Genomic DNA, 13322 nt, shown 5'->3' with positions numbered 1-13322 from the left:
CGTTCGTTCCGTTCCTCCTTTCTCTTCAGCATTCCAGACATACGCACCCCGGACCATCCGGGTCGAGGCGCACCGTAATTGATGTCGCTGACCCAGACCTGGTTCGGCGCGGTGGGCGAGAAGTTGCGGTCCAGCAGGTTGGGGGCGATCGGCAGGGCGTGCTTGCTGTCGGTGGTGCAGACGCGGAAGGCGCGCGGACGTTGGGCTCGAATGCCGTGACGGCGCATGAGGCGTTCGACGCGCCCGCGGCTGACGGTTCGACCCTGTGCCCGCAGGGCGGCGTGAATGCGCGGGGCTCCATAGCGTTTGCGGTGCTGGTCATGGAGGCGCTGAATGTCGGCCAGCAACTGCCGGTTCGCTGCCTTACGCGTGCTTTCCGGCCGAGACCGCCAAGCATAATAGCCGGACGGGGACACATCCAAGACGCCGCATAGAACACGCACCGGGTACTCGTCGCGGCAATCCTCAATGATCCGAAACCTCATTTCAGAGGCTCCGAGAAAATGGAGACAGTTTTTTTTAATATGTCCCGTTCCATGCGCACGCGATCAAGCTCTCGCTTCAGTCGAGCGATTTCCGCCGACTGATCGCCGGTAGACAGGGGGCCGCCGCCTGCTTATTGGGGAGCTGCGGCGGCCCCCCTGTCCCGCTAACCCGCCGACGCCAGTTGCGCAGCATCGAGGGCTGGATACCCAATTCCTTCGCCACGTGCTCCAGCGGCCGACCGCTGCTCTCCAGCAGCGCCACCGCCTCCCCTTTGAACTCGTCCGTGAAGAAGCGCCGTTTCGTCGTCATCGTCCACCTCTCCGCTCCCAGCGGGAGCTTACCAGAGGTGTCCACCGATTCGGAGGAGGGACATGACCGTGGTCCATGCCCGGTGCGGACTTGACGGTATCCGTGCGACTGCTCCAAGATTCGCCGGCTACCGGGTCGGCCGACCAGCTCGGGCTGGCGAACAGGCTTCGATCTCGGAGCGATTCCCAGCGAGGTCGGTCGTTCTGATCTGGAATCCGAAAAAGACCTTCCGTGCAATGTTTACGTTTGGAGGCAGGAGTGAGGTTGGCATTCGCCCACTTCCCAAAAACGGCAGGCACCTCTGTGATGAACAGCTTGGTCCGCCTGATCGACGGAATGCAGATAATATACATGAATTCCGAGATTCATGGCGAATTCAAGATGGACAAGCTTACGGAGACGTTGGGCGATATGCGATGTTTGAGCCCTCTGCATGCTTTGATAGGTGCCCCATCCTTCTGCGGACACTTCATTGCCTGGAGGATGGCGCAGTTCCTTGGACCCGCCGTCAGTCGGCAATACAAGTGGTTTACGGTTGTCAGGGAACCCGTCGACTGGGCCGTATCCATCTATAATTTTGCGCACCAGATCAGCCGCGACCCCTACCATTTCGCGTTCGGATGGGATGTCGCCCCGCGTTTCGGTGACTGGATCGCCAATCTGGAACCCAACCCCCAGACGGGCTTCGCCCCTGACCGGCGGGCAACAGCGGCAATGGACTATGCCCGCTTCCTGAACATGGATGTGATCCCACTGCCGAAGATCAATGAATACATCGATATCCTTTATAACGACTACGGCGCCCCGGCCCTCCCCGCCAACCACGACAACAAGAGCATCCCCCGTCTGCACAAGGACGACCTGTCGAAGCATGAACGGGATCTGATCCACGCGCGGTTGGCGGAGGATGCCCTTCTGTATGACTTGGCCGTCGAGCGCTTTTCCATGCCTACCCGTGTTAGGGCCGCGCCGTCGGCGGAAGTCGTGGCTCCCCGGACGACGGCCGACTTCGCTGGTTTGGCGAGGACGGGCCCGGTGTTCATCTATGGCAGCACCGTCCCCGGCCGGCTGGTTCTACGCGCGCTGCAGGAAACCCCGCAGGTGGACTTCGCCGGATTCCTCGACAGCACGAAGGAGGGGACGGTGGGCCGATATCCCGTCTTCCGAGCCGACGAGGTGTTGGTCGGCCTGCCTGGCAACGCCACCGTGATCGTTGCCGCCCAGGCGTACGGACCTGTCGCCCGGCGACTGGTCGATGCCGGTGTGAAACGGATATGGGACGGCTATCCTTATGCCGCCTCCCTCATGAACAGCCGGCCACGGGTCCGGTAGGCTCGGCATTCATTACGCCGGCGGAGATGCGGGCTTTTGGGAGGACGCGAGCCGAGATGACGGACTCCACCTGGGAAGCTCTCGCCGGGCCGGCGGTCCTCGCCGCCGAGCCGGTGCTCGCGGGACGCGCGCGCAGCGTCCTGGCGGCGATCATCGACGAACTTTTCGGCGATCAGCCGTTCACCGCGATCATTCCCGAAGCCAGTTGCACCAGCCTGTTCGCGGCGGTGTGGCGGCCGGGAGCCTCCATGTGTCTGGCTCCGCCGGATCCGGTGTATGGCGTCGCTCCAGCCCGTGCGTACCGCGAGGTGGCGCTCGCGGCCCGGCCTCCCGGGATCATCGTCCTGACGCACAGCTTCGGTTACCGCGTCGCCGACGATCGGGACGTCCGCGACTGCCTGGACGCCGGCTGGCATGTCGTCGAGAACGATCCTTGCAGCCTCGGCGTTCTCGATCCCGCCGGGATCAGCCGGCATGGTCTGGGGATCGTATTCAGCTTTGGCGCCGGAAAGGTCATCGATGCCGGAGTCGGCGGCGCCTTCCTTGCTCGCGACGAGAGTTTCGCGCGGCGGCTGCGTTGGCGGATCGCCACCTATCCCCCCGTCGATCAGCGCGCGCTGGATGTCGAATCCTATCTCGTTGGTCTCCGCCGCCAACTGTGGTACGGCCACCCCACCGGCCGTTCGCTGCTCGGATGCTGGCGTGCTTTTCTGACCGAGGAGCAGGCAGAGATCCGCTATCGCCTGCCCGATGGCACCGCGGCCATCGACGCGGCCTTGGATCGGGCAAAGACCGTTGCCGCCACCCGCGCCATGTTCGCCGCGCGCTGGCGGGACTCGCTTCAGGCCGCCGCCATTCCGCACCTGACCCTGCCGCAGCGGGAACCGGCGGCATGGTGGCGCTTCAACATACTGTTCGGCCGCGGCCGGGCGGAGGCGTTGCAGCATTGGCTCGGCGCGGGGCTGCGCGTCGGCCGCCTTTACCCTTCACTCGCAGCCTACTTCCCGGACCTGCTCCCCGAAGGGCCCAGCCCCGCTTGCGTTTCCTGGGCGGAGCGGGTCGTCAACCTGCCGGTGGACGGATCGGCGTCCTTGAGTGACATCGACCGGGCCGTGTTCTTGTTGTCGCGTTGCATGGGCGGCTGACGGCGACTCCCAGCCGCCGTCCAGCGGTTGGCGGCGTCCTCCGGCCGCCGTCAGCGGGCACCGGTCCCACCGACGGGGGCCAGCCGGCTCATCAGGCTGGCGTAGTTCGGGCCCGAGTCTGGCCAGTTGATGACCGACCAGTCCGGACATTTGCCGCAGAAGGCATGTTCGGAATAATTGCCGGAGAGATGGGCCTCGCGGAGCCGACGCATGGCCGGACCCTGCCAAACCTCGACGACCGTGCTTGATTCCAGGGCGCCCAGTTCGGCTTCGTGCAACCAGTCCGCGGGGCAAAAGCTGAAGCGCCCCGTCGGTCCGACGATCAGGCGCTCCCATGGATACAGGCAGGGGAGGCGCCGAGCCGGGGCCGCGGCCCAAAGCTCCTCGGCGACGGCTTCGATGGAGCCCGCGCAGGAATGCCGGCTTCGGACGACCACGGCGTCGGCGCCGGCGGCGGTCCACATCGCCCGGAACGCCTCCGCCTCGTGCTCGTTGGCGGGCTGCCGAACGAAGCTGACCACCACCTTGGCAGGGCATCCAAGGGTGCGATTGCGCTCAATCAGCGCCTCCACGTTGGAGCGGGCGACGGACAGATCGCCGTTGACGCGAATGCCGGCATACACCTCGGCAGACGCCGCATCCAGGCTAATATCGAATATAGCCACGCCGGCGTCGAGGAGCTGGTCGATCCGGCGCCGGTTCAACAGCATGCCGTTGGTCGTCAGATTGGTGGGCAGCCCCGTGGTTCTGACGGCATAGCCGATCATCTCTGCCAACTGAGGGTGCAGCAGCGGCTCCCCCTCTCCCGTGTATCGAATGTACCGGCAAACTCCCGCCCCCGCGTCGGCAATTTCATCGATCAATTTTCTATGAAGGTCCGGATCCAGGTTGCGGCGGTTGACGCCTTTTGTCTTGGTCACGGCTTCATATGGGCAATGGATGCAGGCAAGGTTGCAAAATTCGGTGACGTCGATGTTGATCTGGGAGGGGAAGGCCGAACTCAGGGATCCGTAGAAGGTTCCGGGATTCATGTTGGCTCTCCTCATTCTCGGGGGCGGCTCCCGCGAGGGAGTGGCACGAGACATACGCCGTCCTCAATTCGGAGCAAGCCAGTTAACAAAGCTCTAACAGGGTGCGGCTTTCGGAACCGCAGCGTGGGGCGGCACGGTGCTCGGTGGCGGCCACTCCCGTTTCAGCGATCTGTTAAGCATATCGAAAGACCTGCTCCGCTTAGATCCCGGTTCGGAAAAGCCATTTCGATGTGAAGATCGGACGATGTGCGGCATTGCCGGGGTGATCAGTCTCCAGCAGGGGCGGTACGGCGCCGAGACGCTCTCCGCCGTGGCGCACGCCATGGCGGACAGCCTGCGCCACCGCGGCCCTGACGACGAGGGCGTGTGGGTGTCGCCGGATGGGCGCTGCGCGCTGGGGCACCGCCGGCTCAGCATCATCGACACGTCGGCGGCCGGCCACCAGCCCATGGAGGACGATGCCGGATGTGTCGTCACCTACAACGGCGAACTCTACAACCACCTGGAATTGCGCGCCGCCCTGGAGCGCACCGGCGCAACGTTCCGCACGCGGTGCGACACGGAGGTGTTTCTGGCCGGACTGGCCCGCCACGGCGCCGACTGGCTGCCGCGGGTCGACGCCATGTTCGCGCTGGGCTTCCTCGATCAACGGCGCAGTCGGCTGCTCCTGGCACGGGACGCCTTCGGCGAGAAGCCGCTCTACTACACCGTCCAGAACGGTCTGTTCGCATTTGCGTCGGAGCTTCAGGCGCTGACCCGACTGCCTGGGTTCGACGCGGTGGTGGACGACGATTCGCTGGCGCTCTGCCTGTCTTTCCAGTACGTTCCGGCGCCGCGCACCATCTACCGATCCTGCCGGAAGTTGCCGCAGGGCTGTTTCCTGGAGGTCGACCTGACGGCCGGGGCGGCCGGGGTGGGCGAGCCTGTGCGCTATCACCGCTTCGCCTGCAGCAGCGAAACCGTGACCACAGTCCCGCTGGACGAGCAGGCGGATGCGTTGGAGGAGGTGCTGCTGCGCTCGCTGCGCCGTCGCCTCATGAGCGACGTGCCGCTTGGCGCCTTCCTGTCGGGCGGCGTCGATTCCTCCACCGTGGTGGCGCTGGTGACCCGGCGTCTTAATCGGCCGATCCAGACCTTCTCCATCGGTTTCGAGGGGACGGCGAGCACCGAGCACGAGTCCGCCCGCGCCGTGGCCGTTCACCTCGGCACCGCTCACCACGAGCAGATGGTCGCGCCCGGCGACGTCATGGAGATGGCGTCCTTCATTGCCGCCCGTCAGGACGAGCCGAACGGCGACAGTTCGTGCCTGCCAACCTATCTCCTGTCCGGGCTGGCGCGCCGGCGCGTCACCGTGGCGATCTCCGGCGACGGCGGCGACGAGATCTTCGGCGGCTACGACCGCTATTTCCACTGCGCGGCGGCGGTCGAGCGAAACCGCGACCGCATCGCCGCGGGGACCTGGCACGTCGGCCGTGACTACTATTCGTCGCGGATCCTGATATTCGACGATCGCGACCTGTCGGTCCTGTACGGCGGCATGCCGGCCGCCGCGGCGACGGTGCTGGCCGATCTGCGGAGGCGGATCGACGCCGACCCGCGGCCGCTGGTCAACGTCCTGCGCGAGATGGACGCCGCCCACTATCTGCCCGGCGCCGTTCTGCCCAAGGTCGACCGCATGAGCATGCAGCATGGGCTCGAGGTCCGCACCCCCTTCCTGTCGGTGGAGGTGGCGGACTTCGGGGCGGGGCTGCCCGCGTCCCAGATCAGCAATGGGATGAGCGGCAAGCTGGTGCTGAAACGGCTGGCGTCACGCTATCTGCCGGCGGAATGGATGGCGCGCCCGAAGATGGGCTTCGGTCTGCCCATGCACAATTGGGCGGAGGGAAGCCTGCGGGCTCGCACGCTGGCGCTGCTGTCGGAGCCCGACGCGCGGTTGACGCGCTGGCTTCCCGCCGAGACCGTCCGCGCGTTCTTCGAGCAGCGCGGCGCGGCGGCCTCGGTCTACCAGCTCTGGACGCTGCAGATCCTGGAGCACTGGCTGCGCACCCACCCGGCGGAACGGGCCGAGCCGGCGTGACAGGACGGCCGCGATGACCGACGGCGATCTCTGGCGCCGGGACGCGGTGCTGGCAGGGATCGATCTCACCGGAGTCGATCTCGTCACGATGGACGTCTTCGACACGCTGCTGATGCGGTTCAGCGGTCCGTCGGAATCGGTCTTCGCCCGCGTCGCCCGCGAGGCCCGCGGGCGGGGATTGGTCGAGGGCTGGGTGACCGGGGACGCCTTCACCCTGATGCGCCGCGACGCCGAGGCCCAGGCGCGGCGCGCGGCGGGGGGCGAGGTCACGCTGGCCGGAATCTACGCCCAACTGCGCCTGGACGGCGCCGACACCGCCGCGCTGGCGGCGCTGGAGCGGGAGGCCGAGGCGCGGACCACCTTCGCCAACCCCTACACCCTTTCCTTCCTCCGCAGTCTCGCCCGCCAAGGTGTCCCGGTCGCCCTGTTGTCGGACATGCATCTGCCCGCGGACGCCATCGACGCGATGTTGGAGACCGCCGGAATCCGCCGCGGTGCCGATTATGGAGAGCTGTACGTCTCCTGCGAGCGGGGAGAGGCCAAGGCGGCGGGCGGGCTGTTCCGTCGTCTGCTTGCCGACCGGCCGGACTTGACCGCGGCGCGCGTGCTGCATGTCGGCGACGACCCGGCGAGCGATCAGGCCGGCGCGCACGCCGCCGGCGTGCGCGCGGTGCTCTACGCGCCGCCAGCCCACTGCGCCGCCATCATGGCTCGGGAACAGCGGCTCGGCATCGTGGCGCCGGGCCCGCTTCCTGCGTTGCGCACACTGGCTGCCCTCGGGGTGACCGATCGCGGCGAGGGAGCGGATGGGTTCTTCGCGGAATTCGGCGCCCTCGTTCTCGGGCCGGTGGCTGTCCACTACGCCCACTGGGTGCTGCGCGACGCGCTGGCGCGCGGGATCGGCACCATCGCCCCGCTGATGCGCGAAGGCTGTCTGCTCGGCACCCTGATGGAACGCGAGGCACGCCGGCTCGGCCTGGAGGTGGCGGTGCGGCCGCTGCACGTGTCGCGCGCCGCGCTTCTGCTCCCCCAATTGACGGATTTCGACGCGGCGGACCTCGAGGGGCTCGCCACCGACAACGTGCACCGGACCGCCGGCGACCTCGCCGCGATGCTGGGCGTCGGACCACTGCCCGACGATCTCGCGGCGGCCGCGGCGGTGCCATTGATCGACCTCCTCGCGTCCCATCGCCGGGACGGCGGTGGTGCCTACGCACGGCTGCGTGACTGGTTGCTGGAGCCTTACCGTCACGCCGGCCTGACGGAGCGGGCGAACGCGGCGCGCGCCGCCCTCCTCGAATACCTGCGGCAGGAACTGGGGTACAGCGCCCGGATCGCGCTGGTGGACATCGGCGCCCGTGGCACGCTGGCGGCCCGACTGTCCGCCATCGACACGGTGCGCGAGCGCTACGATCCATTGGGATACCTGTTCTACGCCACGCCCGCGGCGCTGTCGCGCATGGCGGCGGGCCTGCCGTTGCGCGTCTGCATGCCGCTGACGGCCGAGCACATCGAACAGGCCCGCATCGTCTACCGCAGCCCCCAGTTCCTGGAGCTTCTGCTCAACGGCGAGGCCCAGACCACCGTCGGCTACCGCCGTGCCGCCGACGGCCGCGTGACCCCGGTGACCGAGCCGGCGACGCTGTCGGACGCGCAACGCGCGGCGTTGCGCGCTTGCCGCGCCGGCATCCTCCATTACGCCGATATCTGCGCCCGCGTCGGCGTCGGCGCCGACGCCGCGCCGGAGTCGGAACGGGACGTGGCGCCGGCGGCGCTGCTGGGCATCCTGCATCGGGCCGTCCACCTGCCGGCACCGCACGAGGCGGAACGGCTGGGGGCGCTCGTCTACGACGTCAACGACGGATCGCGCGCCGCCCGGGCGCTGTGCGATGCGCAGGCACGGCGCGTCGTCGCCGAGCTGTGCGCAACGGTGCGGCCGGCATTGTGGCCGAGCTTCGCGCTCCAGACGCGTCCGTCCGACGTGCCGTGGCCGCAGGGCGCGCTGGCGCTGGACCATCCCGGCCATCTCGACGACCTGATGGACGGCGTCCGCGGCGGGTTTGGGCACCGCGCGGTCAGCCGTCAGCTCGTCGACATGGCGGTCACCGACGGCATCGGTCACCTCTTGGTCTGCGCCGCCGGTGGTACCGGCGGCATGGGACCGGTCTTCATCGAAACGGCACGCGAGGCCGGACTGGCGATCGTCGGCTACGCCGATCTCCTGGTCCCGACGCCGGGCGGTGTCTTCGTCGGGGTACCGGCCATGACGATCGAGGAGGCGGCAAGACACGACTGCCGGCAGGTCGCGGTGATCAGCGTCGGCTACGGCGCCACGATCCTGGAAGCGCTGCGGGCGGGCGGGCGGGACGACCCGCGGCCGCTCGCCTGCGTCTGGTTCGACGGCGCTCGATTCCGGCGGACCGTTCTGGCCAACGGGTCTGAACCCGAAGGGACGCACGCGTGATCGGCGCTGCCGCGGCCGGAGCCCGGGCCGGGCGGACGGTCCCCGTCAGCCTCCGTTTTTCGCGGATCGCGGCAGGAGGTTCAGGCGCCGGGCGATCGTGGGAATGTGTCCGAGCTGCCGCAAGGCGGCCGGGGCGGACGGCAGCCGCTTCGCAGCCTCCAGTTCCACGGCGGCTTCGGCGGTCAGCCCGCGATCCGCGAGGAGACCGGCAAGCACCAGCCGTGCGTGCGGACCGGGAATGACGTCCGCCAGGCGACGCCACTCCGCGAGCGCCGCATCGGGCTCCAGGGTGTCGATGTCGATCAATGCGCGCACCAAATCGACCATAGGGGCCTCTCCGGCACGGGCGATGGCGGCTTTGGCCTCCGCCGTCCGTCCTGCGGCCATGTGGGCAAGGGCCGCGACCGCTTCGCGGGAGGGATCGCGGCCGAACCGCCGTTCGGCGTCGGCACACGCTGCAACGCAGCCATCCATGTCGCCGACCGTGAGCCGGATGACGGCCAGAACATAAGAGGACGGCGCGGCATTGGCACCGTCGATGTCGCTACACCGCTGCAAGACGCCGATCGCCTCGTCGATCTCGTCCATGAAGAACAGAGCGGAACCAAAGTACAGGAGCGGAAAGTCGTCTCCGGGCAGAGCGGCGACGGCCCGCCGCAGATGTCCCAACGCCGCCTCAATCTGGCGGCTGCGGTAGAGATCGTAACCGACTTTGAGGTTGGCTTCGCCATGCTCCGGGTCGGCCCGGAGGATCGAGCGCCAGAGATCCATCGCTTCCGCCTCACGCCCCGAGCCTTCTAGCTGGAGCGCCAGCAGGCGGCGCGGCGGCGTCCATCCCGGTCGCAGATCGGCGGCCGTGCGAAGCAGGCGGCACGCCTCGTCTTTCCGGTCGAGGCTGACCTCAATAGCGCGGCCCACGAGGATTTCAGCGTCCACGGCCGTGCAGGCGCCGGTGTCGGCCCCGAGCCGCCGAGCCGCACGCGCCAGTTCCTCGGCCGCATCGAATTCGCCGCGGTCGCAGGCGTCCGCGGCCTGCGCCAGTGCGAGCTCCGCCTCGAAGAGCGGCACGCGCTGCTGGGCTTTTTCCCGCCACACCCGAGCGTCGGCGCCGTTCGCCTCGAGAACGCGGATCAGCTCGCCCAGTGCGAGCAGATGGTCGGGATCCCGCTCCAGACAGGCCGTCAGGTGGGCAATGGCGGCGTCATGGTTGCCCTCCAGACGCTCGATCGCCTCGCCCATCCGGAAATGGTAGTTGGCTTCAACGTCGACTCGGATCCGGGTTCGCCACGCTTCGACATCGATGCTGCCAGCATCTACCGCCTGGCCCTGTGACATCCGCCCGTCCCCTTCCAATCCGGATTTTCGCCGCCCCGCGCTTTCCGGCAGGGAAAGGCAACGCGCGAAACCCTACACCAGCGCCGCGCGGCTTGTCATCCGTCGCCCGGAGCGGTAAAGGGGGTGGCCGCGGCCGGACCGATGGACTGGCCACATCCGTGCAGCGCGCCCGGCCCTTGGATTAATGGCTCGTTAAACACCCGACAGCATCATCGATTTCAATCATGACGGCGATGAAGACGCTCGAGCGTTGCACCATGGTGACTGGAGAATTCCTCTACGTGCCCGCTCTCCAGGCGCGGCCGTGAAGGCTGGCCTGACGACGGTCTGCGAGGGGCAATCGCCAGCAAGGCCGGACGGGACGCAAGACGCCGCGCAGCCACCCGAGGGAGATTGAGACTTGGCTTCCATGACGTTAACGCTTGATCTTCCGGGGCCGTTCATCCATGATGGTGGGTTCTGCTGGCGCTGTCTAGTCGACAGCTTGCGTCCCTTCGCAGACACGGCGGACGATCCCGCACGATCCGCTGTGATCGTCATGGAAGGGGAGCGGAAGCTGGATACCCCTCACGCTCCCCACAGGGACATCCGTGCGTTCGGCAGCGGGCGCTTCAGCTATTGGGAAAACGGACAGCTTTACTTCGCCGCTTCGGACAATTCGGATCCGAACCGCAACGGCCGCCCCTATCGCGTTCAGCTCGCTCTTGCCGAGGACGAAGTGTTGGCGGGCTTGGGAGTTCCCCCAAGGGTGTCCCCCGCCACGCCCCTGGCCGTGAGCGCGGCCGTCAAGGATTTCCTGAACGGAGGCCTCCTTTCCGAGAACCAGATGCGGGAAACCGCCGACGCCGTGTTCGCCGCGCTGCGCGATCCGCGGGACGAACGGAACCGAACCTATCACCTCAAAGAATACATCCTGCACAAGCTTGTGAACGAGCTGTGCCTGACCCAGGGCGCGTCCGTCAGGACCCTCACCATCGCGGACCAGTACATCCGACTCGCCCAGCGTCATCTTCCCAGCCTTCAGGGCGCCCACGTCGTGGAAATCGGTCCGGGTCGGAGCTTGGGCGCTGGCCTCGCCTTCCGCTTCCTCGGAGCCGACCGCTACACCGGGATCGAGATGCATGTGGGGGAAGACTTCAATTCCTGGTCTACATTGAACGCCATCGAGACCCTGGTGCGCTTCAAGTACGGGGAGTTCCTTGACAATTTTCAGAACCGGAGGCTCGGCATGGTGCCCCCCGGCGACCTCGCCGACGGGGTGACCCTGGATCCCGCCCACATGACCGTGCTTCAACCCGAAAGCCTCTCAAGGCTTCCGCTGCCCGACGCCAGCGCGGATCTCGTCTACTCCAACTTCACCTTCGAGCACATACAGGATCCGGCCGCCATGGCCGCCGAGATCGCCCGGGTGCTGAAGCCCGGCGGCTTGACGGCCCATTTCATCGACATCGAGGACCACAGCGATTTTTCGCAGCCCTTCAATTACCTCGTGCACTCCAAGGAGGCGTGGGATGCGCGCTACGGGCCGGGCAGGACGCCGCTTCATTACTACGAGAACCGGCAGCGAGCCTCCGACTTCAAGCGCGACTTCAGCGCCCACGGCTTGGAGGTGGTAGAGTTTCGCCCGCTGCGGTCGGCGACCATCCCGCCCGAGTTGCACGAGCGGATCGATTCGCATTTCAAAGCCTATGATCGGGACGATCTGCAGATCGTCTGGCTGATGATCGCCGCGGTGAAAGCCCCATGACCGACCAACGTTCCGCGCCCACCCCGCCCACGCTCTGCTACGGTTACGAATCCGGGCTGTGCTGGATGGTCATGCTGACGGACGGTGTCCTGGGCAGCGTCCCGGACGACACCATGGAGCATCCGTTCCGCTCGCCCCTGCGGGTGCTGGAGGACGGCCGGCCGCTCGCTTGGCCGCACGCGCCGCACACCGAGATCCGAAGCTGCGGCGGCGGACGCTATTCCCATTGGGCCTCGACCGTCCGCTTTTCGACCTCCGACAACAGCAATCCCCTCACCAACGGCCGCACGTACGAGCTGGAGGCCGGCTCCACGCGGGTTCGCCTGGCCATTCCGGCCGAAGCGTTGGCGAGCCCCCAAGACGAGGGGGCAAGGCGCTTCGCCGAGCGCATGGAGCAGCTTCGCCAGAACGCCAACGACGTCCACGTCTGGTTCACTCATGCTGGCGGCTTCTGCTGGAAGCTCGACCTCGCCCGGCTTGCCGCGCACCACGGGCGGGCGTGGAGCGACCGCGAGGAGGTGTCGATGGTCGTCGAGGACGGCAAGCCGCTGCCGGCGACCGACGATCTTCCTGAGCGGATCGCCGACCTTGGCGGCGGGCGCTGGTCGGTCGATGCGGACCGGCGGTTCCTGTTCCTGAGTTCTTTGGCCAACGACGACCCGAAACTGAACGGCGCGTCATACGCGGTCCGCATCGGCGGTGACTGGCTCGCCATCCCGCAATCGCTGGCGGCACGCGCGCTCGCCTCGGTGCCGGACAGGACGGTGGCGCCCCAGTTGGTGGCCATGATCCGCGACGCCCATTGCCTGGGCGCGGAGTGGAGGACGCGCAGACCCTTCGAAACCGAGTACTACCCGTTCCTGGCCGGTCTGGCTCAGCTCCTCGGGGCGCGGAGAATCCTCGAGATCGGCAGCGAACGCGGCGGATCGGCGGAAGCCATGTTGCTGGGGATGGGTGCCGAGGCCGAGCTGCTGGTGACCGTCGACGTGGTGGATCAGGCGCCGCGGCTGGACGACCGGCAGGGCGTCGTGAAGATCATCGACGACGCCGCGAGCGACCGCGCCGTACAGCGGGTGCTTGCCGCCTTCGGGCATCGCCCCATCGATCTCCTGTTCGTCGACAGCGCCCACGAATACGCCGCCACGCTGCAACACATCGCCATCTATACGGTCCTGCTGCGGCCGCGCGTGATCGTCGTCGACGATATCGTGCTGAACGAGTCCATGGCACGCCTGTGGGGCGATCTCCGCCGCGCGCTGGGCGACCGCGCGGTGAACGCGTGCGATGTCGAGCCGAGAATCCGAAATTGCGATTGCGGCCTGGGGCTCGCGGTGCTTATTGACTGGCCGGAATGGACGGTGCCGCCGCGTGCCGCCCCAGAACAGGAGATTTGATC

8 protein-coding genes and 1 pseudogene are annotated in these 13322 nt (G+C 67.4%); 6 read left to right on the top strand and 3 right to left on the bottom strand.

The genetic code is table 11. The features are described from left to right. Positions 1 to 795 (bottom strand): annotated as a pseudogene (locus ACSBPG_RS17930) (IS3 family transposase); the annotation flags it as partial. A gap of 306 nt (positions 796 to 1101) precedes the next feature. On the opposite strand from ACSBPG_RS17930, the gene ACSBPG_RS17925 reads away from it, so the two are divergent. Together ACSBPG_RS17925 and ACSBPG_RS17920 are read left to right on the top strand one after the other, a co-directional pair. Continuing rightward, the gene (locus ACSBPG_RS17925) at positions 1102 to 2127 is read left to right on the top strand and encodes a hypothetical protein (protein WP_435538561.1); all 1026 of its coding nucleotides are present in this window, start codon (positions 1102 to 1104) and stop codon (positions 2125 to 2127) included. A 56-nt stretch (positions 2128 to 2183) separates the two neighbouring features. Beyond that, complete coding sequence (locus ACSBPG_RS17920; protein ID WP_435538560.1) at positions 2184 to 3272, top strand: DegT/DnrJ/EryC1/StrS family aminotransferase; 1089 nt, start codon at positions 2184 to 2186, stop codon at positions 3270 to 3272. A 50-nt stretch (positions 3273 to 3322) separates the two neighbouring features. Here the strand turns inward: ACSBPG_RS17920 and ACSBPG_RS17915 are convergent, their stop codons facing one another. Continuing rightward, the gene (locus tag ACSBPG_RS17915) at positions 3323 to 4303 is read right to left on the bottom strand and encodes a radical SAM/SPASM domain-containing protein (protein ID WP_435538559.1); all 981 of its coding nucleotides are present in this window, start codon (positions 4301 to 4303) and stop codon (positions 3323 to 3325) included. Positions 4304 to 4547: 244 nt separating this feature from the next. Between ACSBPG_RS17915 and asnB the strand changes: the two genes are divergently transcribed. Then, entirely contained in the window at positions 4548 to 6380 is a 1833-nt protein-coding gene (asnB, locus tag ACSBPG_RS17910; RefSeq protein WP_435538558.1) for an asparagine synthase (glutamine-hydrolyzing), read from the top strand. Between the two features lie 13 nt (positions 6381 to 6393). Beyond that, positions 6394 to 8844, top strand: coding sequence for an HAD family hydrolase (locus tag ACSBPG_RS17905; protein ID WP_435538557.1), 2451 nt, complete (start codon positions 6394 to 6396; stop codon positions 8842 to 8844). 45 nt (positions 8845 to 8889) lie between these two features. Here ACSBPG_RS17905 and ACSBPG_RS17900 read toward each other — a convergent pair whose 3' ends face one another. Continuing rightward, entirely contained in the window at positions 8890 to 10179 is a 1290-nt protein-coding gene (locus ACSBPG_RS17900) for a hypothetical protein (protein ID WP_435538556.1), read from the bottom strand. A 409-nt stretch (positions 10180 to 10588) separates the two neighbouring features. Here ACSBPG_RS17900 and ACSBPG_RS17895 point away from each other — a divergent pair, with 409 nt between their 5' ends. Together ACSBPG_RS17895 and ACSBPG_RS17890 are read left to right on the top strand one after the other, a co-directional pair. Continuing rightward, a complete protein-coding gene (locus ACSBPG_RS17895; RefSeq protein WP_435538562.1) occupies positions 10589 to 11926 on the top strand; it encodes a class I SAM-dependent methyltransferase in 1338 nt (445 codons plus the stop codon). Beyond that, positions 11923 to 13320: an O-methyltransferase gene (locus ACSBPG_RS17890; protein WP_435538555.1), complete on the top strand. Its 1398-nt coding sequence runs from the start codon at positions 11923 to 11925 to the stop codon at positions 13318 to 13320. The genes ACSBPG_RS17895 and ACSBPG_RS17890 overlap by 4 nt, the downstream gene beginning before the upstream one ends. Positions 13321 to 13322 lie beyond the last annotated feature (2 nt).

Source organism: Azospirillum sp. ST 5-10 (assembly GCF_051225715.1).
In the GTDB taxonomy this organism is placed as follows: Bacteria; Pseudomonadota; Alphaproteobacteria; order Azospirillales; family Azospirillaceae; genus Azospirillum.
The sequence above is the reverse complement of the archived record's forward strand: the minus strand, read 5'-3'. Positions and strand labels throughout refer to the sequence as shown.